General features: G+C 68.8%; 23 protein-coding genes. 7 read left to right on the forward strand and 16 right to left on the reverse strand.

Annotated features, from left to right (window positions below):
• Nucleotides 1–13: 13 nt before the first annotated feature.
• The 4 genes from aztD to aztB all read right to left on the reverse strand — a co-directional run bounded on the left by aztD (nucleotide 14) and on the right by aztB (nucleotide 4,400).
• Entirely contained in the window at nucleotides 14–1,210 is a 1,197-nt protein-coding gene (gene aztD / locus ACWFRJ_RS30270; protein WP_453537821.1) for a zinc metallochaperone AztD, read from the reverse strand.
• Between the two features lie 86 nt (nucleotides 1,211–1,296).
• The gene (aztC, locus tag ACWFRJ_RS30275) at nucleotides 1,297–2,283 is read right to left on the reverse strand and encodes a zinc ABC transporter substrate-binding protein AztC (protein ID WP_453537824.1); all 987 of its coding nucleotides are present in this window, start codon (nucleotides 2,281–2,283) and stop codon (nucleotides 1,297–1,299) included.
• A complete protein-coding gene (locus tag ACWFRJ_RS30280) occupies nucleotides 2,280–3,524 on the reverse strand; it encodes a hypothetical protein (RefSeq protein ID WP_453537827.1) in 1,245 nt (414 codons plus the stop codon). The genes aztC and ACWFRJ_RS30280 overlap by 4 nt, the downstream gene beginning before the upstream one ends.
• A gap of 21 nt (nucleotides 3,525–3,545) precedes the next feature.
• Complete coding sequence (gene aztB, locus ACWFRJ_RS30285; RefSeq protein WP_453537830.1) at nucleotides 3,546–4,400, reverse strand: zinc ABC transporter permease AztB; 855 nt, start codon at nucleotides 4,398–4,400, stop codon at nucleotides 3,546–3,548.
• A gap of 15 nt (nucleotides 4,401–4,415) precedes the next feature.
• Between aztB and aztA the strand changes: the two genes are divergently transcribed.
• Both aztA and ACWFRJ_RS30295 read left to right on the forward strand, forming a co-directional pair.
• Entirely contained in the window at nucleotides 4,416–5,159 is a 744-nt protein-coding gene (gene aztA, locus ACWFRJ_RS30290; RefSeq protein ID WP_453537833.1) for a zinc ABC transporter ATP-binding protein AztA, read from the forward strand.
• Between the two features lie 109 nt (nucleotides 5,160–5,268).
• Nucleotides 5,269–7,095, forward strand: a complete 1,827-nt coding sequence (locus ACWFRJ_RS30295; protein WP_453537836.1) for a protein kinase domain-containing protein — start codon at nucleotides 5,269–5,271, stop codon at nucleotides 7,093–7,095.
• Nucleotides 7,096–7,146: 51 nt separating this feature from the next.
• Here ACWFRJ_RS30295 and ACWFRJ_RS30300 read toward each other — a convergent pair whose 3' ends face one another.
• A complete protein-coding gene (locus ACWFRJ_RS30300; protein WP_453537839.1) occupies nucleotides 7,147–7,953 on the reverse strand; it encodes an SDR family oxidoreductase in 807 nt (268 codons plus the stop codon).
• A 58-nt stretch (nucleotides 7,954–8,011) separates the two neighbouring features.
• Nucleotides 8,012–8,707, reverse strand: coding sequence for a response regulator (locus tag ACWFRJ_RS30305; protein WP_453537842.1), 696 nt, complete (start codon nucleotides 8,705–8,707; stop codon nucleotides 8,012–8,014).
• A 184-nt stretch (nucleotides 8,708–8,891) separates the two neighbouring features.
• Between ACWFRJ_RS30305 and ACWFRJ_RS30310 the strand changes: the two genes are divergently transcribed.
• The 4 genes from ACWFRJ_RS30310 (at nucleotide 8,892) to ACWFRJ_RS30325 (ending at nucleotide 12,921) form a co-directional block, all read left to right on the forward strand.
• Nucleotides 8,892–9,914, forward strand: coding sequence for an ABC transporter ATP-binding protein (locus tag ACWFRJ_RS30310; RefSeq protein WP_453537845.1), 1,023 nt, complete (start codon nucleotides 8,892–8,894; stop codon nucleotides 9,912–9,914).
• A complete protein-coding gene (locus ACWFRJ_RS30315; RefSeq protein ID WP_453537848.1) occupies nucleotides 9,911–10,714 on the forward strand; it encodes an ABC transporter permease in 804 nt (267 codons plus the stop codon). The genes ACWFRJ_RS30310 and ACWFRJ_RS30315 overlap by 4 nt, the downstream gene beginning before the upstream one ends.
• Before the next feature lie 75 nt (nucleotides 10,715–10,789).
• Nucleotides 10,790–12,466 carry a sensor histidine kinase gene (locus ACWFRJ_RS30320; protein ID WP_453537851.1) on the forward strand — a complete coding sequence of 559 codons (1,677 nt, stop codon included), beginning with the start codon at nucleotides 10,790–10,792 and terminating at the stop codon, nucleotides 12,464–12,466.
• Complete coding sequence (locus ACWFRJ_RS30325) at nucleotides 12,466–12,921, forward strand: hypothetical protein (protein WP_453537854.1); 456 nt, start codon at nucleotides 12,466–12,468, stop codon at nucleotides 12,919–12,921. The genes ACWFRJ_RS30320 and ACWFRJ_RS30325 overlap by 1 nt, the downstream gene beginning before the upstream one ends.
• 115 nt (nucleotides 12,922–13,036) lie before the next feature.
• On the opposite strand, the gene ACWFRJ_RS30330 is transcribed toward ACWFRJ_RS30325, so the two are convergent.
• The 3 genes from ACWFRJ_RS30330 to ACWFRJ_RS30340 form a co-directional block, all read right to left on the reverse strand.
• A complete protein-coding gene (locus ACWFRJ_RS30330; RefSeq protein WP_453537857.1) occupies nucleotides 13,037–13,582 on the reverse strand; it encodes a TetR/AcrR family transcriptional regulator in 546 nt (181 codons plus the stop codon).
• Nucleotides 13,569–15,101 (reverse strand): MFS transporter, encoded by a 1,533-nt coding sequence (locus tag ACWFRJ_RS30335; RefSeq protein WP_453537859.1) that lies wholly within the window; start codon nucleotides 15,099–15,101, stop codon nucleotides 13,569–13,571. The genes ACWFRJ_RS30330 and ACWFRJ_RS30335 overlap by 14 nt, the downstream gene beginning before the upstream one ends.
• A gap of 361 nt (nucleotides 15,102–15,462) precedes the next feature.
• Nucleotides 15,463–15,828, reverse strand: a complete 366-nt coding sequence (locus tag ACWFRJ_RS30340; RefSeq protein WP_453537862.1) for a hypothetical protein — start codon at nucleotides 15,826–15,828, stop codon at nucleotides 15,463–15,465.
• 240 nt (nucleotides 15,829–16,068) lie between these two features.
• On the opposite strand from ACWFRJ_RS30340, the gene ACWFRJ_RS30345 reads away from it, so the two are divergent.
• The gene (locus ACWFRJ_RS30345) at nucleotides 16,069–16,704 is read left to right on the forward strand and encodes a GNAT family N-acetyltransferase (protein WP_453537865.1); all 636 of its coding nucleotides are present in this window, start codon (nucleotides 16,069–16,071) and stop codon (nucleotides 16,702–16,704) included.
• A 133-nt stretch (nucleotides 16,705–16,837) separates the two neighbouring features.
• On the opposite strand, the gene ACWFRJ_RS30350 is transcribed toward ACWFRJ_RS30345, so the two are convergent.
• From ACWFRJ_RS30350 to ACWFRJ_RS30380, 7 genes are all read right to left on the reverse strand, one after another.
• On the reverse strand, nucleotides 16,838–17,611 hold the full coding sequence (locus ACWFRJ_RS30350; protein WP_453537868.1) for an enoyl-CoA hydratase/isomerase family protein: 774 nt from the start codon (nucleotides 17,609–17,611) through the stop codon (nucleotides 16,838–16,840).
• Entirely contained in the window at nucleotides 17,608–18,855 is a 1,248-nt protein-coding gene (locus ACWFRJ_RS30355; protein WP_453537871.1) for a cytochrome P450, read from the reverse strand. Before ACWFRJ_RS30355 ends, ACWFRJ_RS30350 begins: the two co-directional genes overlap by 4 nt.
• Nucleotides 18,856–18,948: 93 nt before the next feature.
• The gene (locus ACWFRJ_RS30360) at nucleotides 18,949–20,337 is read right to left on the reverse strand and encodes a cytochrome P450 (RefSeq protein WP_453537874.1); all 1,389 of its coding nucleotides are present in this window, start codon (nucleotides 20,335–20,337) and stop codon (nucleotides 18,949–18,951) included.
• A gap of 195 nt (nucleotides 20,338–20,532) precedes the next feature.
• Nucleotides 20,533–21,093: a GTP-binding protein gene (locus ACWFRJ_RS30365; RefSeq protein ID WP_389917050.1), complete on the reverse strand. Its 561-nt coding sequence runs from the start codon at nucleotides 21,091–21,093 to the stop codon at nucleotides 20,533–20,535.
• A 3-nt stretch (nucleotides 21,094–21,096) separates the two neighbouring features.
• Entirely contained in the window at nucleotides 21,097–21,480 is a 384-nt protein-coding gene (locus ACWFRJ_RS30370; RefSeq protein WP_453537878.1) for a DUF742 domain-containing protein, read from the reverse strand.
• Nucleotides 21,473–22,318, reverse strand: coding sequence for a roadblock/LC7 domain-containing protein (locus tag ACWFRJ_RS30375; protein ID WP_453537881.1), 846 nt, complete (start codon nucleotides 22,316–22,318; stop codon nucleotides 21,473–21,475). Before ACWFRJ_RS30375 ends, ACWFRJ_RS30370 begins: the two co-directional genes overlap by 8 nt.
• Nucleotides 22,315–23,583 (reverse strand): ATP-binding protein, encoded by a 1,269-nt coding sequence (locus ACWFRJ_RS30380; protein ID WP_453537884.1) that lies wholly within the window; start codon nucleotides 23,581–23,583, stop codon nucleotides 22,315–22,317. The genes ACWFRJ_RS30375 and ACWFRJ_RS30380 overlap by 4 nt, the downstream gene beginning before the upstream one ends.
• Nucleotides 23,584–24,105: the final 522 nt, after the last annotated feature.

The following is a 24,105-nucleotide window of genomic DNA, read 5'->3' on the forward strand; positions in this document are numbered from 1 at the left end:
GCAGTACGCGCGGTCAGTGGCCCGCGACGACTCCCGACAGCTCGTTGGTGCTCTCGGGCAGGGTGACGGAGGTGACCTTCTTGCCGGTCGCCAGGTCGATGGCGTGCAGGGCCTTCTTGCTGGGGTCGGACACGTAGGCGGTGTGGTCACGGACGAAGAGGGTGGGCCTGGCCTGCTGCCAGTCCAGGGGCTCCTGCCACTTGCCCACAGCCGGGATCTTCTTCTCGATCTTGCCGCTCGCCGGGTCGATCACGTGGATCGCGCCGTCGGTGCCGAGGACGAGTGCCTCACCCTCCGGGCCGCGGGCCAGCGAGCGGAAGGAGTAGCTGGTGCCAAGGTCGACCAGGCTGAGCTTCTTCTTCTCGGTGTCGATGAGGGAGACGCGGGTGGGCCGCTCGAGCTCTGCCTCCGCGTCGGTCTTGTAGTCGCCCAGAAGGACCGGGGAGGCGTCGCTGCCTGCCTGGTTGCCGATGCGGCCGTAGTCGTCGGGTGCGTCGACCTTGGTGAACTTGCCGTCCTGGTAGATCAGTACGCCGTCCTCGCAGCCGACGGCGATGGCCTCGTTCCGGGCGGCCGCCTCACCGTGGACGCCGGGGCACTTCTCGTTGCGCGTGATTTCCTTGTTCTTCTCGTCGAGGACAAGGGCGCCGGTCCGCTTCTCCTCGGTGCCCAGGGTGCTGAGGAGTTCACCGTCGGCCAGTTCGATGGCGACGCCGTGATGTGCCTCGGCGGAGGCGTAGGCGCGGCCTTCCGGCTTCTCGCCACTGCTCAGGTCGGCGGGGTCGAAGACGTTGACCTCTCCGGTGCCGTCGGTGAAGAGCACCGTCTTGCCCGCATGACGTACGACGTGGCCCGGCTTCGAGCCCTTGTACTCGATGTCGGTGAGTGCCTGGCCGGTGGCGTCGAGCACGCGGAAGCCGGTGTCGGTGGAGACGACGACGTGGTCCTTGTCCCCGGCCGGGTTGACCCGGTTGAAGCCGGGGAGCTTGATGGTCCTGGTCACCTCCAGGCTCTTGCCGTCCAGGATGTACAGGCCGCCGTCGAAGCTGGCGACCAGCGGGTTCTTGACCGTGGCGGGCGTCTCGTTCGCCTTGTTCCCCGCCTTGGTGCCGGAGGAGGAGTTCTCCCCTCCGCAGGCGGTCAGAACCGTGGCCACCGCCAGGGTGAGTGCCGTCCCGGTGAGGGCTCTGCCGCGTATGGACTTGTTCATCGGTGTTCCTTTCCTCGCCGCGCGGTGGCGGCTGTGATGTGCGACGTTCTCGGCCCGATCGGGCGGTGTGCGTCGCCGTTCGGAGTTCAGTCGCCGGTGGCGGCGGTCAGTCCTTCGGTCATGGCGGTGGTGTTGGCGCGCATCATCCGCAGGTAGGTGTCGGCGCCCTCGCCCTTCGCGGTCAGCGACTCGGAGTACAGCTCGACGACCTGGACCCGGCCGCCCAGTTCCGTGCGCAGGACCTCGGCGAGCCGTGTGGGCTGGGAGGAGTCGGCGAACACGGTGCGTACGCCGACCTTTTCCATCGCCACGGTGAGCGAGCGCAGGTCGGATGAGCTGGGTGAGGCCAGCGTGGTGCCGCTGGGGATGACCGCGCCGATCACGCGGAAGCCGAAGCGGTCGGCGAGGTAGCCGAAGACGTGGTGGTTGGTCACCAGGGCGCGCTTGTCCTCAGGAACGCGGTCGAAAGACTCTTCCATCGAAGCGGTCAGGTCCGTGAGTCGTTGGCCGTAGCGGTCCGCGTTGGCGCGTATCGCGCTGCCGTCCACACCGTCGACGTGCTCGATCACCTGGTCGGCTATCAGGCCGGTGGCCTTGCGCACCCGGTCCGGGTCGGTCCAGAAGTGAGGGTCGGGCTGCCCTTCCTCGTCCGCGGGGCCGCCGTCGTCGGCCGTGTGGAAGGTGAGCGGGTCGACCGCTTCCCCGGCCGCGAAGGTGGCGACACCGGACTCGCGAGCGGCGGTCACGTGCCGCAGGACGTTCTCCTCGAGTCCCATACCGTTGTAGACGACCAGGTCGGCCCGTTCCAGCTCGGCGGCCTGCACGGCCGACAGGCCGAAGGAGTGCGGGTCGGCGTTGGGCTTCATCAGCACGGTGACGTCGGCTTCGTCGCCGACGATCTCCCGGGTGATGTCACCGAGGATGTTGGTCGTGACGACGATCCTCGGCTGATCCTGACCGGTGGTGCAGGCGGCGGCGGTGACGGCCGTCACCAGGGCGAGCAGGCCCATGACCAGGCTGCGCAGCCGTGCGGCGCTCACCCGAACGCGTTGCTTGGCCGCGGCCCGGCTCATCGGCCGGTCTCCGCCATGAGGATCGGCTCGATGTCCAGATCGAAGGAGCGTGCCACGCGCAGGTCGTCGTTGTAGTCGATCTCGAAGACCTTCTTGCCCTGGGGATCGTTGACGTAGGCGCGGCTGCGGTCGACCTCGATCACGGGGGCGCTGCCGTCGGTGTCGGCCCGCTTGTCTCCGGTGAGGAGCGACTTGGTCCGCGCGGTCTGCTTGCCGGTGGCGATGTCGTAGCCGTGCAGCGAGCCGTCGGTCTCCAGGACGAGCAGCGGGGATCCCTCCCCGGCGGTGTTGGCCGCGACGACGGGCCCGGTGTCCACCCGGGTCCAGGTCCGTTCGGCGACGTCAAGGACCCATACGGCGTCCTTACCGGCCGGTGCGGTGAGGGTGTCGCTGCCGGGTCGCTGGCGGAAGGAGGCGGCCCGTTCCTTCTCCAGTACGTCCTCGCCGTAGGGGATCTCCTCGGCGGTGAAGGCTCCGTCCTCCTCACGGACGAGCAGCGCGCCGTCGGCACAGCCCAGGATCACGCCGCGTCGGGTGACGGCGTCGCCCCGGGGCTCCTCGCACTCCACGTCCGGGGAGCCGACGCGCTTGCCCTTGCGGTCGAGTACGACGAGCTTCGTCGTACCGCCTTCGTCGGCGAAGGCCAGGAGGTGCTCCTCGTACGGCACGACGGCACTGGTGTGGGTGCCCTCCAGTGTCCGTACTGTCCGGGAAGAGGCGATCTTGCCCTTCTCCAGCTCGCCCCGGTCGTACAGGACGGTCTTCCCGTCCTGGTCGGTCACCGCGGTCACGACGACGTCGCTTCGTACCTGCGCCCGACGGCCCACGGGGAGCTCGCCGACGTCACGTATCGCCGCGCTGTAGTAGTGGACGTGGTCCCCGTGGTCCACCATCCAGGCGCCGCTGTCGAGCACGTGCGTGCCGCCGGATGCGTGGAGGTAGCCGAACCTTCCGTCCGTGCCGATGCGGACGGCGTCTTTCACCCGGGCCGTCTTGTGCACCTTGCCGGTGATGAGGTCGAGAACGCGGCTGCTTCCGCTGCCAGGGTCGTTGAGGAGCAGGCGGGACTGCTGCTCGGCGGCCTCCTTTGCTCCCTCGACGTACCCGTGCGGAGTGGCGGACGAGGAACTCGCCTCGGGTCGTGCGTCGCTGTCCTTCTTCCCCGAGCAGCTCGTGGCGAGCAACGCGGTGAGTACCAGTGCGGCCGAAGCCCACGGAGTGACGTTTCTGCGGACGGTCATGACGTTCGCCTCAAGCTTCTTTCAGTTGACTTCAAGTGCGGGAACAGGGGCGAGGCGCGTACGGCGGTGGCGTAGGCCGGACACCACGTGGGAGAGGAAGAAGAGGCTCACCGCAAGGGCCGAGACGGTCGCGCCTGCGGCGGTGCCCAGGTGCCAGGACAGCAGCAGGCCGCCGAACGTGGCGGCGACGCCGAGGAGCGCGGCGAGCGCCATGACCCCGTGCACGCTGCGCGCCCACGGCAGGGCCGCCGCGGGCGGAGCGATGAGCAGGCCGAGGACCAGCAGCGTTCCCACTATGTGGAACGAGGCGACGATCGCGAGACCCAGCAGGCCGAGCAGCACGGCGTGGGCCAGACGCGGACGCAGCCCCAGGGTCTGGGCCTTGCGCGAGTCGAACGCCAGGGCCAGGAAGGCACGGTGGCCGAGGACCGACACCACGAGCGCCGCGCACAACGCCGCCGAGAGCAGGAGGAGGTCCTGCTCCCGGACGGCGAGTACGTCACCGAACAGGAAGCCGGTCAGATCCACCGCGAAGGACTGCGAGCGCGAGACGATGATCACGCCGAGCGAGAGCATGCCGACGAAGAGCAGCCCGATGCCGGTGTCCTGGGACAGCCTCGGCGTACGTCCGAGCACGGTGACGCCCGCCGTCATGACGGCGGCGCTGGCCACCGCCCCCACCAGCAGGTTTCCGCCGAAGAGCGCCGCCAGCGCGACCCCCGGCAGCAAGCCGTGGGACATGGCGTCGCCGAGGAAGGCCATCCCCCTGAGCACCACCCAGGTACCGGCCAGCGCACAGATCGCGGACACCAGGATTCCGCCCCACAGGGCTCGCTGCACGAAGGTCACCTCGAACGGGGCCGTCAACCATTCCATGCCGAGGACACTACAATGAAAATCATGTTCAACAAACCGACCCCCTCGCCCACCTCGCCCCGGAAGCAGACCGCCCACCTTCACTTCACCGACTTGTGCGCCGGTTACCCGGGGCGCCCGGTCCTCCAGCAACTCACCTCGGAAATACCGAGGTTGACCACGACGGCGCTCGTCGGACCGAACGGCAGTGGCAAGTCGACTCTGCTCGGCGTGCTCGCCGGTGTGATCCGGCCGACATCCGGCGAACTCCACCAGGACGGACATCTGCCGCCCGCGTTCGTACCGCAGCGCGGAGCCGTCGGCGACAGCCTGCCGCTCACCGTCCGGCAGACCGTGGAGATGGGGCGCTGGAGTGAGCGCGGCCCGTGGCGTCGGCTGACCCGCCGGGACCGCGCGACCGTGGACGCCGCGCTCGACCGGCTCGGCATCGGCGACCTCGCCTCACGCCAGCTGGGAGAACTGTCGGGCGGACAGCGTCAACGCGCCCTCATCGCACAAGGGTTGGCGCAAGAGTCGGACCTGCTGCTCCTCGACGAGCCGACCACGGGTCTGGATCCGGAGGCGAGGGAGCGCATCGGGGCCCTGCTGACGGCGCTCGTCGCCGACGGCGTGACGGTCGTCCAGGCCACGCACGACCTGGAGGTCGCAGGCGCGGCGGACGGCTGCCTCCTGCTCCAGGACGGCCGCCTGGCCGGACATGGGCACCCCGACCAGGTTCTCACCACGTCGGCGCTGGCACGGATCTGGCAACCGCTCTGAATCGACGAGCCGCTCCCCCTCTCCCAACTTCACCAGGCGCCTCAACAGCGCCTATTGTCATCCGAGTTACGCCGTTGACCAGGTGAGAAGAGCCAGGAGCCACAGCATCATGAGCGGTACGAACGGGGACGGAAACGACGAGCGGGACGACCGGGTCGACGGGGGTATCAAGCCGCTCGCGGTGAGCGACCCCACGCGCATCGGACCGTACCTGCTGCTCGGGCGGCTCGGCGCCGGTGGCATGGGGCGGGTGTTCCTCGCACGGGCGGACAGCGGGCGGACCGTGGCCGTGAAGGTCGTGCACGAGGAGCACGTGTCCGACGAGCACTTCAGGGAGCGTTTCCGGCGGGAGATCGAGGCGGCGCGGAAGGTCGGGGAGCAGTACACGGCGCCGGTGCTCGACGCGGGTCCGGGCGACGAACCGCCGTGGGTCGCCACGGGGTACGTCCCCGGGCTCTCGCTGGAGCAAGTCGTGCGGCTGCACGGCCCGTTGCCTGCGGCGTCCCTGCATGCACTCGCCGACGGACTGCTGAAGGCACTCAAGGACATTCACGGCGCCGGAATCGTGCACCGCGACCTGAAGCCGTCCAACGTGATGCTCACCGTGGACGGCACGAAGGTCATCGACTTCGGGATCGCTCGGGCGCTCGAGACTTCCGTCGAGTCGTTGTTGACCAGTACGGGCATGGCCATCGGCTCTCCCGGATTCATGTCGCCGGAGCAGGTGCGCGGGCAGCGGGCCGGGGTCAAGAGCGATGTGTTCACCCTCGGGTGCGTACTGACGTATGCGGCGACCGGGCAGCTGCCGTTCGGGCAGGGGGCGAGCAATCAGCACGCGGTGATGTTCCAGATCGTGGAGGGCGAGCCCGATCTGACACGCGTCGAGGACGCCTCGCTGCGGGCACTCATCGCCCGGTGCCTGACGAAGGAACCAAAGCAACGGCCGGACGTCGACGAGCTGTTGGAGGACCCCGAGCGGACACTCCCCCGCGCCGCGTCCGGCTCCTGGCTGCCTGCCGGAGTCGTCGCGCACCTCGCGCAGCAGTCCGCACGACTGCTCGACGCCGAGGCGGAACCACTGCGGGAGGAGCCCGTGGACCTGGCCACCATCGGGCTACGGCCGAAGGGCGGGCCTGACGGAGACATCCCGGCGGACAAGGGCTCCACGCTACGGGCACAGAAGCACGAACAGCAGCCCGACCGACGCCGCAAGCTCATCGTGCTGCCCATCGTCGCCGTCATCACCGTCGGCGGCGGCACGGTGGCCCTGATCCAGCCCTTCGGAGGTGGCGACGGGGACGGAACGCACGCCCAGCCGCCGGGCAGCAGCGCGAGCGTCACTCCTGGTGGCAGCACATCCCCCAGTGCGCCCAGCAGTTCGCCTTCCAAGGCAGGAAAGGGGAAGGACGGGGACGACGGCAACGACAAGGACGACAAAAAGGGCCAGGAGGACAAGGACGGGCGCGACAAGCCCACTTCGGCTGAGGGTGGGGGCAGTTCGCCCGACGGCGACAGCGGATCCGACAGCGACGGCACCGACACCAGCGATGAATCCGGCCCTGAGGGGTCATCCGGTTCCTCGGGCTCGGACGGTGGAGGTTCATCCGGCTCCGGCGGCTCGTCCAACGGCTCACGGCCGCCCGCCATGAAGAGCTACAAGGCCGTGTACACCAACTCCTGTGTCGGCGCGTGCGACATGCCGATCAAGATGAGCTGGCCGGCGGTCTCCCGAGCGACCAAGTACGACGTCCACTACACCAACAAGGGCAGCAACTTCACCAAGAAGAACGTCGACACCGTCTACTCCACGGGCAGCACCAGCTACACGATCAAGGGTCCGTACTCCGGTGACGAGATCTGCATCACGGTACGCGCGGCCAACAAGTACGGCGCCTCCGCCTGGGCGGAGACGTACTGCGACACGGTGCCCTACTGACCGTGGCGGCGCAGCGGTGCAGGCACACCGCTCGGACATCGGGATCGACGGCTATGCGAGCCCACCGTTGCTCATCAGCAGCTGACCGTTGATCCACTCGCCTTCCTTGGAGCACAGGAAGTCCACGAGGTGCGCGGTGTCCTGCGGAGTGCCGAGCCTGCCGAGCGGGGAGCTGCGGACGCAGTCCTCCCGGACCTCGTCGGGCATCCAGCCGGTGTCGACAGGACCGGGATTGATCGCGTTGGCGGTCACGCCCAGGTGGGCGAGTTCGTGGGCGGCGGCCAGGGTGATGCGGTCCAGGGCTCCCTTGCTCGCCCCGTAGGGCAGGTTGCCTACGGTGTGATCACTGGTGAGGCTGATGATCCGCCCTGTCCCCCGCTCTGCGGCGAAGCGGCGTCCGAACTCCCGGATGAGCAGCCAGGTGGCGCGCGCGTTGACGGCGAAATGCCGGTCGAAACTCTCGACGGTGGTGTCAAGGAGCCCGGAGTCGACCGACTCGCAGTGGCACATCACAAGGCCGGTGACACCGCCCATCCGTTGTCCGACCTCGTCGAAGACGCGCGCCGGGGTATCAGGGTCGGCGAGGTCCGCCTCGATCGCGGTGACGGACGCACCGTGTTCGGCCAGAGCTTGGCTGATAGCTTCGCTCGCGCCGGGCTCGCGGCCCCAGCTCATACGGTCGTCGTAGGGGGTCCAGCAGGTGAAGGCGATGTCCCAGCCCGATGCGGCAAGACGACGGGCGATGCCCGCGCCGATCCCCACTGTGCGGCCCACACCGGTGATGAGGGCGAGTGGGCGACCGTCGGCCGCTGGGCCCTGTCCGTGGGCGGTCTTGTCGTGGTCGGAGTTCGTCGTCACGGTCGGGAATGGTTCACGAACGGCACCGCGGGGTCAATCGCTTTCCGGCCCGCGTCGTCTACGGGCCGTGCCGCCCGCGCGAGGCAAGTCCCGCCTCGTGGGCGGCGATGGCGGCCTCGACCCTGTTGCGCACTCCGAGCTTGCTGAGGAGGGCGCTGACGTACGCCTTCACGGTTCCCTCGACCAGGTGCAGCTCCGCTGCGATCTCCGCGTTGGACAGGCCCGCACCGACTCCGGCCAGGACCTCGCGTTCGCGCTGCGTCAGGTGGCCGGGCGGGTTGTGCGCTCGCGCTCTGCCCGCCGGGCGGTCGGCGCGTAGACCGGCGATCACTCTGGCCGCGACTCTGGGCGAGAGGTAGGCCCCTCCGGCTCTCACCGCGTGGACTCCGTGCAGCAGCTCCCGGGGATCGTCCGCCTTGAGCAAGAAGCCGCTGGCCCCGTCCTGGAGAGCTCGCGTGATGTAGTGGTCCTCGCCGAACGTCGTCAGCATGATCACGCCTGCCGCAGGCAGCTGTCGGTGGATTCGCGCCGCCACCACCAGGCCGTCGAGGCCCGGCATCTGGATGTCGAGCAGCACCACGTCGGGCCGATGGCGAAGCGTGAGCTCGATGGCTTCGTGACCGTCCGCGGCCTCGGCGACCACCTCGGTGTGCGGGTCCCTGGCCAGGATGGCGCGCACCCCTGCGCGGACCATCGCCTCGTCGTCCGCCACGAGGACGCGAACGGGCCGCTGGTCTGATGATCTCTGCTCCACGAAATGAGCGTAGCCCTCTGAACTGCCGTGGTGCGGAGCCCAGATGCAACGTACGACCAGGGGTGCACACGTACCCCTGACGAAAGTAAGGAAGGTGCTGACCAACGGCCGCTGTGCCAGGGGCCGGTCCTCTCTAGCGTCGTCCCGGTCAGAGCGAGACCCTGCCGAAGCGAAAGGCACCGATGTGATCGCCCTCAGAGGACTCACCAAGCGCTACGGCGACAAAACCGCCGTCGACGAACTGACTCTGGACGTCAGGAGGGGAAAGGTCACGGGCTTCCTGGGCCCGAACGGTGCGGGGAAGTCGACGACGATGCGCATGATCCTGGGTCTGGACCATCCCACGAGAGGTGAGGCTCTCATCGACGGCGAGCCCTACGCGTCTCTGCGCCATCCGGTGCGCAGGGTGGGTGCGTTGCTCGACGCGAAGGCCGTCCACCCGGCGCGTTCGGCGCGCTCTCATCTGGTCGCGCAGGCCCACAGCAACGGCATCCCGGTGGGCAGGGTCGACGACGTACTGGAGACGGTGGGGCTGAGCGCTGTCGCCCGGCGCCGTGCGGGAACATTCTCCCTGGGCATGTACCAGCGCCTCGGGGTGGCGGGAGCACTGCTCGGCGATCCACCGGTCCTGATCCTGGACGAGCCGGTCAACGGTCTCGATCCGGACGGAGTGCGCTGGATGCGACAACTCGTGCACGAGCAGGCCGATGAGGGCCGTACGGTCTTCCTCTCCAGCCACCTGATGAGCGAGATGCAGCTGACGGCCGACCACCTCGTCATCATCGGCAAGGGCAGGCTCCTGGCCGACACACCCATGGCGGACTTCCTGACCGGCAGCTCTCTGGCCTGCGTGAAGGTCACCGTGCCCGACTCCGAGGAACTGTCCTCGTTGGTCGCACGGCTCCTTGCGGAGGGGGACGTCCGGGTGGAGACGCCGGGGCACGGCCGGCTCGTGGTCCGGGGCCGCTCCGCTGCCGAGGTCGGCGATCTCGCCCACCGCGCCGGCGTCAGACTGCATCAACTCAGCGACGTAAACGCCTCGTTGGAGCAGGCGTACATGGAACTGACCGCCCAGAGCGTGGAGTACGGAACGGAGCAGGCGACGTACGGGGACAGCGGTACCGCCCGGACGCGGGCCAAGGTGTCACAGAAGGCGCAGCAGAAGGCACAGTCCAGCCAGTCGCGGAAGGCGCAGGTGGGAGCATGACGACGGCAGCGACCGCACAGCATCACTCATCCGGGCGCTACGTTCCCCGCGGGCTCGGTGGTCCATTCACGGGCGCCGTCGCCTCCGAGTGGACGAAGCTGTGGTCGGTCCGCACGCCCTACGTCTGCCTGCTCGCGGGCCTGGGGGCGACGGGGGTGTTCACCTTCTACTTCGGCTCGATCGCCCGAATCAACGATGCTCCGGCGCAACCCGTGGGCAATGCCGCGGCGTCCTCCACCACGCTCGGGCAGTTCGCCGTGGTCATTCTCGCCGCCCTCGCGGTCACCAGTGAGTACACGACGACCAGCGTGCGCACGACACTGCTGTGGGTGCCCGTGCGGCACCGGGTCCAGCTGGCCAAGGCCCTGGTCGCCGCTGTGGTCACCTTCATCGCCGGGGCGGTGTTCGCCGTGGTGGGGATGGCGGTGGCCTGGGGTCCCTTCCGTGGCCACGCCACATTCGATACCGGCGAAACGGCACGACAAGTCCTGGCCGTGAGCCTCTACTACGCCCTCATAGCGGTCCTGACGGTAGGGGCGGCCTTCGCCGCGCGGCACGCGGCCGGGGCGCTTGCGGTGCTCTTCACCCTGCTGTGGGCCCTTCCCAGCACGCTCGTCGGGCTCGGCGGTCCGGTGCTGGTCGCGATCAACGATTGGCTGCCGCAGAGCGCGGGCGACCGCTTCATGCGCCACAATGCCGAAGCTCCCTATCCACCGGGCGTCGCGATCCTCGTCCTGCTCGCCTGGACGCTGGCCGCCCATCTGGCCGGGCGGGCCGTGCTACGCCTGCGCGACGCCTGACCCGCGCCGACAACCGGCCCCGACCCACAGGCGCGCAAGACCGGCCCATCGACGAAGGCAGGAGGAGACAGAGGTATGCGGCAGGCCCTCCTTGCTATGCGGCAGGCTCTCGTTCCAAGGAGGTCACTGCTGGCGGACCTCACCCTGTGGGCCGCCCTCTCCGCCGCGGGTGTCCTCTGGTTCCGGGACAGCTCGGCGCCCTCGCTCGTACTGGGACTGCTGCTTCCCGTGCTGGTGCTGGGCGTTGCGGTCCCCCTCGCCCGGTGCCGCCCGGGAACGGCGGTCCTCCTGGCCAACATCCCGTGTGCGCTGGGACTGGCCAGTACGTCGAGCCCCGCGAATGTCTACGTACTGGCCCTGGCGGTACTCAGCTGTCAGCTGGGCGCGCGGACCGGGGCGGCCCGTGCGCCGTTGCTGGTGCTCGCGGCCTGTCTGGCGATCGATCTCGGGCTGTGCGCTGCCCTGGGAGTCGGTGCCGTCTGGTGGTTCTACGCGGTGACGGTGCTGCCGTCAGCGCTGCTGCTCCCCTGGCTCGTCGGCCACTACTGGCGAGCGCGCCGACAACTGGTGCGGGGCGGCTGGCAACTGGCCCGCAGCCTGGAGGAGCGGCAGTACATCGCCGCGGAGCAGGTACGCCTCAAGGAACGTACGCACATCGCCGCCGACATGCACGACTCGCTGGGCCATGTCCTCAGCCTGATCGCGCTGCGCGCCGGTGCGCTTGAGCTCTCCCCCACACTCACCGCTCGGGACCGTGACGACGTCGCGGACCTGCGCGCGACGATAGTCGACGCCGTTGACCAGTTGCGGGAGACGATCACTGTTCTGCGCGATGCGCCGGTGTCCGAGGAGAACAGGTCCTCGCCCGAAAGCATCGAGGACCTGCTGAACCGGACGCTGGCCTCCGGCGTTTCCGTCGAGTGGAAGCGCGAGGGGAAGCACGAGGGGAAGGCAGCGGCGCTGCCACCACTGGTCGAACGAGCCGCGTACCGCGTGGTGCAGGAAGCGCTCACCAACGCCACCAAGCACGCTCCGGGCAGTGCCGTGCAGGTCCACATCACTCACGGCGGCGACCGCACCACCCGTATCCGGATCGTCAACTCGCCGCCACCCGGAGGCCCCTTGCCCGGCCTCGTGCCGGGGCACCACGGCCTGACAGGACTGCGCGAGCGCGTGACGGTCCTCGGTGGCACGCTGCGGGCGACACCCTACGAGGGCGGCTTCGAGGTCAGCGCCATTCTCCCGCACGACATGCCCCAACCCGGGCCCACTCCCGCTCCCGCCCGGTCCGAAGTCACGCGGGCGGAACCTGGGGCTGCGCGGGCGGAGCCTGGCCAAGACCCCCGAACCACCAGCTCCGCCGTTGCACCCGAGTCGGCACGACAGTTGTCCCACGTCCGGCGCCGGGCGCGCCTGCGTTTCGCGGCGGCCTTCGCCGCGCCCGCCGGTGCGGCACTCGTCTTCCTGCCTGCCGCCGCCATGCTGGCCTACCAACTGTCCACCTGCGTGCTCTCGCCGTCCGACTACGAGCGACTGCGCATCGGCCAGCAGCGGCACGAGTTCGCACACGCCCTGCCACAGCGGCCTTACCCCTACCCCTCCGACCACGCGCGTGAAGCCCCTCGGCCGCCCGGAACCACCTGCACCTTCTACCGCTCCAACAGCAACCCTCTCGACCAGGCGGACGTGTACCGCCTCTGCTACTCCGGATCCCACCTCATCGCCAAGGACACGCTCAGAGGGAGACTTTGATGCAGATCGCTTCGTTGCCGTACATCGATGAGCACACGACGGTCATTGCGGCGGGAGTCGACGACGTCTGGCGCGGTCTGAGCGAGACACTGGACCAGTCCTTCTCACCTTCCGGCAAGGGCCGCTACGCGAGACTGGTGGGAGCCGTCGACCGCACAGCGGCCGGGCCACGGCCGCTTGCCGAAGGCTCCACGTTGCCAGGTTTTCGGGTGGCCGCCGCGGTCCCGGGACGGGAGTTGGTCCTCACGGGACGCCATCGTTTCTCGTCCTACGCCCTGATCTTTCGCCTCGAACACGTCGGTCCGGGTCGATCACGGCTGCGCGCCGAAAGCCGAGCCGTCTTCCCCGGCCCGGCGGGCGGCGTCTACCGCCTGCTCGTCATTGGGACGGGCGGGCACGCGGTCGGCATGCGGCGCCTCCTCGCAGCCATCCGCCGACGTTCAACAGGCCTGTAGAGCGGCCTCTTTTGGGGAGTCTCCGCATCCGGACAGGCGGCCGTGGCGACCCGTCCGAGCAGCATGCCGGACGGAAACCCCTGCTACCAGTAGGCGGTCGCGGGCCGGTGCGGGTTCAGCTGTCGCCGCGAGTGAGGGTGTCGGTGATGCGTTCGGCGACGGCGCGCCGCAGCTCGGGGCTCAGTCGTTCCGTGGTGAGGGATTCGTACAGCCATAGGCCGTCGGCCGCGAGGCGGGCGATGAACTGGTCGAGTACGACGGGGCCGTCGGCGCCTGTGGGCAAGGGCGGGGCCCACCGTTCCATCACGGCGTCCCAGGAGGCCGCGTGCTCGGCGGTGGTTGATCCTTCGAGCATGAAGAGAAGCTCGGCCCGTGTGGCGCTCTGGGTGGCGACGCGAGTGTAGGCGGTGAGCCGTTCGGTGGGAGTGGCGTCGGCGGCGGGCTTGCCCGCCGCCGCGGCCATGTCCGCTTCCCACTGGTCGGCGAGGTGCTGGTGGATGGCCTGGACGAGGTCTTCGCGGGAGGCGAAGTGGTACAGGAGTCCGCCTTTGGTCAGGCCTGCCTCGGCGGCGACGGAGTCGAAGGTGACGCTCTTGACACCTTCGCGCTCCACGACGCGGGTGGCCGCTTCGAGGATCTGGGTTCGTTTACTGGTCCGCATGGATTCTCCCGGCCGGGACTTGGTGGTGTGCGGGGGCGGACAGGGCTGATCCGGGGCCGTGGCGGCGCAGGAGAAGGCCGGTCACGATCGCGCCGAAAGACATGACGGCGATGACCACGATCATCACGCAGAAGTAGGCGCTGTCGAACGCGTCCGAAGCCGCGGCGACCAGCGACGGGTGGTCGTTCCCGGCAAGGGCGAGCGCGGCGTCGAGGCTGTCGCGCGCGGAGTCCGGGACTCCGGCGGGCAGATCGATCGTCGCGGTGTAGACGGCGGTCAGGAGACTACCGAGTACGGCGACCGCGATGAGGCTGCCGAACTCATAGGACACTTCCTCCACCGAGGACGCCATGCCGGCCCTTCGGGCCGGAACGTTGCCCATGATCGCGCTGGAGGCGACGGACATGGCCGCTCCCAGACCGGCGCCGGTGATGAGCAACCCGACGATGAGCAGCCCCATGTTCGTGTCGAAGTTCAGCAGGACCAGCACGGAGCCGACGGTGCTGAGGGCGAGACCGCCCGCGACGAGGGGCAGCAGGCCGATCCTGTGCAGGCTGGCACCGCCGACCATGGCCGTCGGCAGCGCCCCCAGGGCAACGGCGGCGACCAGGAGTCCGGCACGCAGCGGGGTGAAGCCTTCCACGAGCTGGAAGCGCTGTGTGGTGACCAACTGGACACCGGCGATGGCGAACATGGAGAACCCGGCGGCCAGAACTCCGGCGAGGAAGGCCCGGTTGCGGAAGATCGCAAAGTCGAGCAGCGGGTAGGGCAGGCGGCGCTGCCGCCGCGCGAAGGCCCACCCGCCGATAGCGGCCGCGAGGGCGGCAGCGACGATGACGAGCGGCGCGGGGTCCGTCTTCGCTGTCTCCTTTATCGCGATCACGAGGCCGACCAGGGCGACGAGCGCGAAGAGCGAGGACGGCAGGTCCCAACGCTTGGTGGGGTCCGCGTCGTTGGGCGGTGCGATGACCAGCGTGGCGACGAGCGCCACGATGACGACGGGGACGTTGATCAGGAAGACCGACCCCCACCAGAAGCTTTGCAGCAGGAGCCCGCTGATGATGGGGCCCAGTGCGCTGCCCACGATCGCCAGAGTGCCCCAGACGGCGATGGCTACGTTGCGCTCGCGCTCGTCCTCGAACGTGATGCGGATCAGGGCGAGCGTCGCGGGCATCATCACCGCCGCACCGACGGCCAGGAACACCCGCGCCGCGATCAAGGTCTCCGGAGTGGGCGAGAACGCGGCAGTCAGCGAGGCCATCCCGAAAACCACCAGGCCGATCAGGAACATCCGCCGGTGCCCCACCCGGTCGCCCAGCGTTCCGCTGCCCAGCAGCAGTCCGGCCATCACCACCGGATAGGCATTGATGATCCACAAGCCCTCGGAGCTGCTCGCCCCGAGCTCCTCCACCAGTGTCGGCAACGCCGCGTACAGGATCGAGTTGTCCAGCGTGATCAGCAGCAGCCCCGCACTCACCACGGCCAGCAACAGCCAGCGCCGCCCCACGCTCAGAACCATCGCCGTACACCTCTCCATCAGCACCACTGCAACCTCCGTAACTGTACCTTACGAAAGGTACAGTTACGGAGGGTGAGTCCGGGAAGGTGCGTAGAATTCGGCCGCTCGAGGGATACGACATGGACAGCTGGGGGCGCGCCGAGGCGGTTCCGGCTTCTCCGGCCTTCGCTGGACTTTGATCGGCGAGGTCGCGGAGGCCGCGGCCGGCGGGTGACAAGCTTGCTCACGCGGCTGGTGCCTTCGCTCCCGGCCAGGCCGGATCAATGCGAGCAGAGGACCCTGCGGCCAGCGGGTCCTCCGCCGCGACGCCTGCCCCCAACCCACGCCACGCCACGCCACGCGAGGACCGGGGTGCGACTTCTCAGGCGCGGTCCGTCAGGTCCTCCGCGAACACCTGCGACAGAGGCTGCGGTCCCACGTATTGCTGGCAGTTGCACTGGCCGGCCTCGTAGCGCAGCGGCTTCTTGTTCTCGTCCCAGGACGTTGGCACCTCGACGGCTTCATGGCACCGGCCCTGCTTGTCGTGCTTGGCGAGATGGTGCGTGCATCCGCACACCGCCTCCGGCGGCTTGTGCGCCGCTTCGACGGCCAGACGTTCCTGCTTCGCCACCTCCAGCAACTGCAACTTGCGCTCATGCCGATTGCGCAGCGCAGTGCGGACGTTGTCGGCCGCCCACGCGAATCCACCCGTCCAGAAGATGATCAGAACCCACCAGAACCAGTCCATCAACTGCCCCTTCCCCCTGTTTTTCTGTGGGTCAGCATAGATGGCTCATCGGAGGTCTCTCCGTGTCCTCACGCAGAGACCTCGGACTCGGCTCCCAAGGGACGCGTATAGCTGTGCAAGCGCGAGCGCGTAAGTGTCGCCTGCGGGCTAGGTGACTTACACGGCGAGACATCGTAAGGTTTGCGCATCCACTTCGGCCATTACATGGCGACGTATGCGGCACTGCTTCGGGAGGGCGCGATGCTTGCGAACACAGTCAGGACATGGGTGATGGGCTGGGCGGTTTCCCGGCACACGCCCCCGCCGGTCGAGCACCCCTGGGGGCTGTACGTCGAGGTGGCCGGCAATCCACGCGAAGTCGGGCGTCATGTCCTGCCGGAGAGCGATGAGTTGTCGGTCCGGAGCGCGGCTGCCTCGGTGACGATGCCGCGGACCTGGATGAAGATGCCCGCCGAGCCCGATGAAGTCGAGCCTTGGCTTCCGCAGGGGTGGGTGGTGGCCCGGGAAGAGACCGGCCACCTGATGAGAACCGACCTGATGGTCACCAACCCGGTCGCACCCGAGGGATACACCGCCATCTTCGAGGCGGACAGCGGCGTCGTGCGCGTCCGCGTCCTTGACGCGGCGGGCGAACCCGCGGCCACGGGACAGATGGCGGTCCTCGGGGAGGATGTGGTCGTGGACCAGGTGGTCACCGAGGAGGCTCATCGGCGGCGCGGCCTCGGCGACTTCGTGATGCGCGCGCTCGCCGACCGAGCAGTCGACCTGGGTGCGGCCACAGGCGTTCTCGGCGCGACCGACGCCGGACGCGCGCTGTACGAGACCCTGGGCTGGAAGAAGCATTCAACGCTGGCGGAGTGCATCTACCGTCCTTGACCCCAAGCAGGTGTCGAACCACCAGCCGCCGTCGCCGTCGCGTGAACCAGGACCCGCCACGACAACCGCCCCCGCGCAGCACCCCCGTACGGACCGGGGTACTGCGCGGGGTCTGGACCGTGGGTCACCCGGGTCAGCGGGCGCGGGTCGCCTGTGCGGCGAGGAGGTGGGAGTCGAGGAGTGTGATGTCGGCGGTGCGGTCGGCCCGGGAGTAGCCGGCCAGCATGCGTTTGGTCGTGATCAGGGCTTCGGGCGAGCGTCTGGAGAGGGGTCTGGTCCACGCGGTGACGGCCTGTTCCAGTGCGTCGGGCGGGGTCACCTTGTGCAGGAGCGAGATGCGGTGCGCGGTGGCGGCGTCGAACGTGTCGCAGGTGAGCATGAGTTCACGGATCCTGGCGGCTCCGGCTTCGGAGATCAGGCGGCCCATGGCACCGCCCCAGGCCGGGGGCAGGCCGACGCCGACCTCCGGCATCCGGAACCGGCACGTGTCCGCGCCCGCGCGCAGGTCGCAGTACGAGGACAGCGCGAGGCCGGCTCCGATGACCCTGCCCTGGAGCTGGGCGATGGTGATCGCGTGGGTGTTCTCGATCGCCTGGCACAGGCGGTGGGCCTTGTCCACGATGCGGCGCAGGGCGGAGCCGGTCGGATCCGCCTCCATCGCCGCCTGGAACTCGGTGCGGTCGGCCCCCAGGCTGAAGTCCTCGCCCATCGAGGACAGCACCAGAATGCGGATGTCGGGCCGTTCGTGGAGATCGTCGAGTACCGCGATGAGGTCGTCGAGGACGGCGACGCTCAACGTATCGTCCTGCCCTGCGGGGTTGAGGCGGACATGGAGCACCGGGCCGTCCTGCTCGACGCGTATCGACTTGCGGGACGGCACGGAGAAGAAACGATTCTGTTCTGTCATACGAACGCAACGTCCAAGTTCAGCGGGCGCCGGAACGCCACTCGGGGTGCCCAGGTCGGGGGGCGGACCAGGGTGAGACGGGGAAGGCGCTGTGTCAGATGGCGGAGAAGGGTCTGGGCCTCGAGCCGGGCCAGCGGGGCGCCGAGGCAGTAGTGGATGCCTCCGCTGAAGGCGAGATGGGCCGGCTTGCGCAGCGGGTCGAAGCGGTCGGGGTCGCTGTGCTTGGCCGGATCACGGTGCGCCGCCGCCACCATGAGGTGAACCATCTCGTCCCGGCGGATCTCGAACCCTTCCAGGACCGTGTCCTGGGCGGCGACCCGGCTGATCACATGAGTGGGCGGGTCGAAACGGAGTGTCTCCTCGACGAATCCGGGTACGAGATCGGGGGAGGAAGCAATCAGGTTCCACCGGTCCGGGTGTTCGACGAGCCGCAGCGCCATCGTCGACAGCAGGGTCGAGGTGGTCTCCAGGGCCGCCAATATGATGAACAGAGTGAGCAGGTACACTTGTTCGTCGGCCTCGGCGCGGTCCGGCTCGATGGCGTCCCACGCCTGTATCCATCGGGACACGGGGTCGTCGCCCTGCCGGGAGCGCCGGCTGCGGACCAGGTCGACCAAGTAGGCGCGCAGTTCGGCGGTGGCCGCGTCCGACCTGGCCAACTGCGAGGCGGAGGGCAGTAATTCCTGGGTGAAGACCTGCTCGTGGGTCAGCGTGCGCAGGCGCGGCCAGTCCGCGGCCGGCAGGCCGAGCCAGTGCCCGATGGCCGCGATGGGCAGTTCTTCGGCGACCAGGGCAGCGAAATCGGCCTCGCCGTACTGCAGTTGCTCGACCAGCGAGTCCACCAGTCGTTCGACCGCCTGTTCGAGCGTCCGGCCGATGTCCTGGATGGTGGTGCGGTCGAAGCCGCCTGCGGCCCGACGGACCCGCGTGTGGTCCGGTGCGTTGAGCCCGGGCAGCGTGTTGCTCATCTCCCGCGAGGAGGGAGCGTTCCAACGCGTGCCCGGACCCTGCCGTTCTCGCCAGCGCGCATCGGGCTCGAGCCAGTCACGGCTCCTCAGTATCTGATCGCAGACGTCGAAGCCGGTGACGAGGAAGCCACCCCAAGGGGCGGGACTGACCCCGCCCCCTGCTGCGAGTTCGGCGTAGATGGGAAAGGGGTCGGACTGGCCCTTTGCGGTTCGCAGTCGAGAGAACTGGGATACTGCGGCCCGACGGTCGTACAGCCGGGAGGAGACAATTCCCATGGCGACGGCTCCTTTCTGAGCATCAGCCGCCATGGATACCCACATGATCGTTCAAGCATCCAATAACTCACTGTCCTCAATAAGTTACTTAGATCACTCGCCTCTCGTCCATGCCACGAATCGGCTGAACAGACCCCCTTTGCGCTGCCTCGAAGCGGCGGAAGCGGAATCTGCTTGGCCGCCGCGCGCGAGCAGCGCGTCCGCGGGAGCGACCGGGGGCTGGACGCCGGACGCCGTCTGCTGCTGGCTGAAATCGCCTGCGGCAAAGGGAATCCTTCGCGAAGTGAAACGGACGGGGAGCGTCACCAGTGAGCGGCTCCACGGCGACGGCACCCAGGCGAGGGCCGCGAACGGCCGGCTCAGCTCGATGTCCGGCAGCCGCTTGAGCAAGGACTCGACAGCAGTGACCGCGATCATGAACGCCGGATCCTTGGCGGGGCAGCCGTGCGGCCCGGCTCCGAAGCCCAGGTGCGCCTTCGCGCTGAGCTGTTCACGGTGGACGCTCAGCTTGGGGTCGGTGTTGGCCGCGGCGAAAGAGATCAGTATCGGGTCGTTGGCCCGGATCGTCCTGCCGCCCAGCTCGACGTCGTGCGTCGGATAGTGGGCCGCGTAGTTGGCGATCGGGGCGTAGTTCCACAGGGTCTGGGAGACGGCGCCCTCGACCGGCAGGCCGGTCTGCCACTGCTCGTCCAGGTACAGCGCGCTGCTGGTGCCGATGGTGGCCGCCAGGGGTGCCGTTCCGCCGGACAGCAGCGTCACGAGCTGGTGCAGCACCTCCTCGTCGGTCAGCCCGGCCGGGTGCTGCATCAGGCGAGTCGTCAGATCCGCGCCCGGGTGGCGGTGCTTGAGTGCGATCAGCTCGGAGAGCGCTCCGCCGAGCACCTCGTCGGCGCCGGGTGTGCCCTCGAAGATGCCGCTGATCCCGGCGATCACCCGGTCGCCGACCTCGGGCGGGCAGCCGAACAGGTGGCTGAAGATCAGCAGTGGCAGCGGCCCGGCGTAGGCGGACATCAGATCCGTCTGGCCGCCGGGGTCGGTGCTGAACTGGCTGATCAGGTAGTCGGCGGACTGCTGCGTGAGGCGGATGAGCTGGCGTTCGTCGACCGTGGCGAGGCTGTCGGTCACGACCTGGCGCAGCCGGGCGTGGGACGCGCCGTCGCTGAAGAGGGCGTTGGGGCGGTAGCCCATCATCGGCAGGGCCGGGCTGTCGGCCGGGACGCGGCCCTCGTTCAGTGCGTTCCAGCGCCGGGAGTCGCGCAGGAAGGACGCGGGGTTGTGCAGGATGTGCAGGGCCGCGTCGTAGCTGGTGACCAGCTCGACCTGGACGTCAGGGGCGATGTCCACGGCGGCGCTGGGGCCGGCCGCGCGCAGGTGCGCGTAGTGACCGTCGGGGTCGGCGCCGAACGAGGGACCATAAAGGTGCAGGTTCTCGTGCGCGGGGCAGCCCGGCGGTATGTACGAGGTCTCTGAGGGCTGTTGCATTCCGGGGCTCCTAGGGCCTGTCCGGCGGATCAGGCCGCGTGTGAGTGACGGTCACTTGTCGTTGCTGGCAGCGGGGTCTGGTGCGTGCTGCTGCGAGGCGGACGACTGAGGCATCGCGGAGCGATGGGATGGCGGACCACGCCGCAGATGTGCGCACCAGACCCCGCGCCTGCGGCATGGTCCGCCGGGCAGGCCCTAGGCGAGCAGGGACATGAGGTGCTGCACGAGGGTGATGAGTGCCTGCGCCGCGGACTGATCGTCGCGTACGTCGCACCTGATGACCGGGGTCTCCGGCGACAGGTTCAGCGCCTCGTGCACTTCGTCGAGCGGGTAGTCGACGGTGCCGTCGAAGTGATTGACGCCGATCGCGTACGTCAGGCCGAACCGTTCCACGAGGTCGAGGACGGGGAACGACTCGTCCAGGCGCTCGGGATCGACGAGGACCAGCGCGCCGAGGGCGCCGCGCGACAGTTCTTCCCACATCTCCTTGAAGCGCTCCTGCCCGGGGGTGCCGAACAGGTAGAGGACGAGGGTGTCACTGAGGCTGAGGCGGCCGAAGTCCATGGCCACGGTCGTGGTCGTCTTGTTCGGCGTGCCGGAGAGGTCGTCGAAGCCGACGCTGGCCTCGGTGATCTCCTCCTCGGTCCGCAGCGGCTCGATCTCGGAGAGGGCGCCGATGCAGGTGGTCTTCCCGACCCCGAAGTGCCCCACAATGAGGATCTTCACCGCATGGGAGACATCTGGATCCAGGTACAAGAGTCACGCTCCGAATCGGTTCTTCAGGCCATTGAGCACGGCGCTGACCAGTTCCCTGTCGACCCGTTCGGCGCGCGGTATGGGTTTTCTGACCAGGATCAGGCCGCCCTCCTCCAACTGCGCGAGGAGGATGCGCACGATGCCAAGCGGCAGGTGGGTGTGCCCGGCCACTTCGGCCACGGACAGGAATCCGTTGGCCACCAGATCGATGACCGTACGTGCTTCCGGGGACAGCGCGCGCACGGCTGTCTCGGCGTCGCGGACGGCCGTCACCAGGGCGGTGTGTTCGTACTGGTGGTCCGGCGGCAGGGCTCGCCCGTTCGTGATGACGAAGAGTGGCACTAACGGGGCGGTCAGTTCCAGTCCTTCGTCCGGGTCCTCAGACATCGCCGGCTCCCCCTCCGTGCGCGGGCTGCGCGGTCAGTTCGGGCACCACTTCGTGGAGCCGGGTCGTGAACTCCTCGATGTCGCAGTCGTGTTCGGCGGCCGCGGCGAGGAAGTCCCCTCCACCGGCGGCGATCAGGAAGATCCAGCCGTGCGAGAACTCGATGACCGTCTGCTGCCACGCGACGTCCTCGACGGCACCCGCGAACTGTGCCGTCACCCTGCTGTAGGCGTGGATGCCGGTCATGGCGGCGGAGATGGTGTCGGCCAGGTCCCGGGTCATCCCCGCTGTCGCCCCGCGCGGCAGTCCGTCGCCGCCCAGGAGCACGGCGTGCCGGGCGCCCCGTACGTCTGCGATCGCCCGGTCCAGGGCGGGCAGCACGAAACCCGATCCTCCGGTGGCCCCGTGCCGGGCCGCATCGGCGGAGCCTCCCGCCGGAGCATCGTCCGCCTGGATTCTGGGCGCCGAGGTGAGGTTGTTGCCCAGCCTGGCCACCAGCCGGTGCATGCGGAAGGAGATCTGCTGCATGTCCACGTCGGGCTCGGCGGCCGCAGCGAGGTAGGCGCCCTGACCGGCCCCGATCAGGAAGATCCAGCCGTGCGAGAACTCGATGACCGTCTGACTCCACTGCCCGTCCTTCGCCGTACCGGCGAAGTGGGCGGTGGCCCGGCTGAGGGACTGCATGCCGGCCATGGCCGCGGAGATGGTTCCCACGTCCTTGGGGCCGAGACCCTCCGTGGAGCCGCGGGGAAGGCCGTCGGCGGACAGCAGGACTGCGTGCCGCGCCCGGGGCACGTTCTGCACGATGTCCTGGAGCATCCAGGACAGGTCTGCGGTCATTCGTCTTCAGACCCTTCGGCCGGCTCTGTGTCGAGGTTGCGGCCCGACATCGTTCCCTTCTGGAAGGCGCCCAGGCCGCGGCCCGAGGCGCGCGGTACTCCACCGGCGCCCGGGAACGCGGGCCGGGGGGCAGCGGCGTCGGGCACGCTCGCGACCGGCGACTGGCGTGCTCCCCGCTTCGGCAGACCGTGCACCGTGCGCCTGGGGGGCGCGACAGGCGTCTCAGGCTGCTCGAGCGGCTCCGCCTGCTGGACACGCTGAACCTGCTCGACCTGCTGGATCTGCTGGACCTGCTCGGGCGGCTCGGTCCTGCGGATGGGGCTGACAGGCGCCTCCGCAGCCTGCGGCTGCTGCGTATCCTCCATGGTCCACAGCTCCTCGGGCAGCAGGACTACGGCGCGGACACCGCCGTACCGCGAGACTCCGGTGACATCCACCTTGAAGCCGTACTGACGGGCAATCAGGCCGATGACGGGGAAACCGAACTTGGGCTGGTTGCCGAGCTGCGACAGGCGTGGGACGTCGGTGCCGGAAAGCAGGGCGGTCGCCCGCTGCCGGTCCTCGTCGCCCATGCTGACGCCGGCGTCGTCGATGACGATGCACAGGTTGTTCTGGATGCGCTGGAAGGTCACCTCGATCGGCGCGTCCTGCTGGGAGAAGCTGGCAGCGTTGTCAAGGAGTTCGGCCACGGCGAGAGCGACAGGAGCGACCGCGGACGCCTTCAGCGCGAGACCGGTCTGCTGCATGATGGCGACCCGGTTGAAGTTACGGATCTGGCCCTGGGCGCTGCGCACCACGTCGTAGACGCTGGCCGCCCTGTTGCGCCGGCCGAGGGGCGCGCCGCACATCACGGCGATGCCCTGGGCCTTGCGGGCCATCTGGGCGTTGGCGTGGTTCACGTCCAGGAGGTCGCTGAGGACGGCGTGGCCTCCGTAGCGCCGCTGAACACCGTCAAGGAGCGTGGTCTGCTCGGCCGCAAGGCTCTGCAGGAAGCTGGCGGCGCCCTTGAGGACCGCCTTGGTGTTCTCCTCCGCGGCTTCCTTCGCCTCCAGGATGGCGCCGTCGCGCTCGTCCCAGATTCTCTGCAACTCGACGCGGGAGACGTGAAGCTGGCCGTTCAGAGTGCTCAACTGCTGGCGCAGTTCGGCCTCTGTCTGCTGCTTCTTCGCCGCGAGGGCTCTGCTGCGGGCGGTGAGTGCCACGACGGCGGCGACGGATATCGCCGCAATCACAACCAGGCACCACACCAGTGCGTCTTGTGTCATGGAAACCTTTCTCGGCGCATGGCCAGCAGTGAGCGACAGATGCACTTCGTCAGGGCCGGCCACACGGCCCAGAGCATCGCCCGACAGGCGATGCACACACAGGGGGCGCATCGCAAAGAGGCGCGCGGGACGAGTGGATCAAGATCACGAATGCCGGGATGCTATCACCGTGATCACCCCTCAAATCCCGCGCGGATACGCCCTTGCCACGGCCGGGAATCCGGGGGTTTTCGCGGGTGAGTGCCTACGCGCCACAGCGACAGCCATCCGACGCGGCTCCGTCACCAGGCTCGATGTCCGGACTTCGACGGCGCGCCGACGGACGTCGACACCGTCCGGCCGACAGTGGAAAACCCGACTTATCCCCAGAGGGCACGAGGTGTCAACAGTCCTGCGCGCCGCTCCCCAGCGACTATTTTCAGCCGGTGGAGCGTCGGAAGTTGGCTTGAATCTACAGTCATGTAGATGAACAATGTGGTGTTCCGGAAGCGCGGCTGCCGCCGCTCGCAGCGCTTGAGCGAC

This window comes from Streptomyces sp. NPDC055239 (assembly GCF_053606205.1).

What these genes read in the sequence shown, in the direction of transcription:
- aztD (WP_453537821.1), bottom strand. Translation starts at nt 1,210, where the DNA reads ATGAACAAGTCCATACGCGGCAGAGCCCTCACCGGGACGGCACTCACC.
- aztC (WP_453537824.1), bottom strand. Translation starts at nt 2,283, where the DNA reads ATGAGCCGGGCCGCGGCCAAGCAACGCGTTCGGGTGAGCGCCGCACGG.
- ACWFRJ_RS30280 (WP_453537827.1), bottom strand. Translation starts at nt 3,524, where the DNA reads ATGACCGTCCGCAGAAACGTCACTCCGTGGGCTTCGGCCGCACTGGTA.
- aztB (WP_453537830.1), bottom strand. Translation starts at nt 4,400, where the DNA reads ATGGAATGGTTGACGGCCCCGTTCGAGGTGACCTTCGTGCAGCGAGCC.
- aztA (WP_453537833.1), top strand. Translation starts at nt 4,416, where the DNA reads ATGAAAATCATGTTCAACAAACCGACCCCCTCGCCCACCTCGCCCCGG.
- ACWFRJ_RS30295 (WP_453537836.1), top strand. Translation starts at nt 5,269, where the DNA reads ATGAGCGGTACGAACGGGGACGGAAACGACGAGCGGGACGACCGGGTC.
- ACWFRJ_RS30315 (WP_453537848.1), top strand. Translation starts at nt 9,911, where the DNA reads ATGACGACGGCAGCGACCGCACAGCATCACTCATCCGGGCGCTACGTT.
- ACWFRJ_RS30320 (WP_453537851.1), top strand. Translation starts at nt 10,790, where the DNA reads ATGCGGCAGGCCCTCCTTGCTATGCGGCAGGCTCTCGTTCCAAGGAGG.
- ACWFRJ_RS30325 (WP_453537854.1), top strand. Translation starts at nt 12,466, where the DNA reads ATGCAGATCGCTTCGTTGCCGTACATCGATGAGCACACGACGGTCATT.
- ACWFRJ_RS30330 (WP_453537857.1), bottom strand. Translation starts at nt 13,582, where the DNA reads ATGCGGACCAGTAAACGAACCCAGATCCTCGAAGCGGCCACCCGCGTC.
- ACWFRJ_RS30335 (WP_453537859.1), bottom strand. Translation starts at nt 15,101, where the DNA reads ATGGTTCTGAGCGTGGGGCGGCGCTGGCTGTTGCTGGCCGTGGTGAGT.
- ACWFRJ_RS30340 (WP_453537862.1), bottom strand. Translation starts at nt 15,828, where the DNA reads ATGGACTGGTTCTGGTGGGTTCTGATCATCTTCTGGACGGGTGGATTC.
- ACWFRJ_RS30345 (WP_453537865.1), top strand. Translation starts at nt 16,069, where the DNA reads ATGCTTGCGAACACAGTCAGGACATGGGTGATGGGCTGGGCGGTTTCC.
- ACWFRJ_RS30350 (WP_453537868.1), bottom strand. Translation starts at nt 17,611, where the DNA reads ATGACAGAACAGAATCGTTTCTTCTCCGTGCCGTCCCGCAAGTCGATA.
- ACWFRJ_RS30355 (WP_453537871.1), bottom strand. Translation starts at nt 18,855, where the DNA reads ATGGGAATTGTCTCCTCCCGGCTGTACGACCGTCGGGCCGCAGTATCC.
- ACWFRJ_RS30360 (WP_453537874.1), bottom strand. Translation starts at nt 20,337, where the DNA reads ATGCAACAGCCCTCAGAGACCTCGTACATACCGCCGGGCTGCCCCGCG.
- ACWFRJ_RS30370 (WP_453537878.1), bottom strand. Translation starts at nt 21,480, where the DNA reads ATGTCTGAGGACCCGGACGAAGGACTGGAACTGACCGCCCCGTTAGTG.
- ACWFRJ_RS30375 (WP_453537881.1), bottom strand. Translation starts at nt 22,318, where the DNA reads ATGACCGCAGACCTGTCCTGGATGCTCCAGGACATCGTGCAGAACGTG.
- ACWFRJ_RS30380 (WP_453537884.1), bottom strand. Translation starts at nt 23,583, where the DNA reads ATGACACAAGACGCACTGGTGTGGTGCCTGGTTGTGATTGCGGCGATA.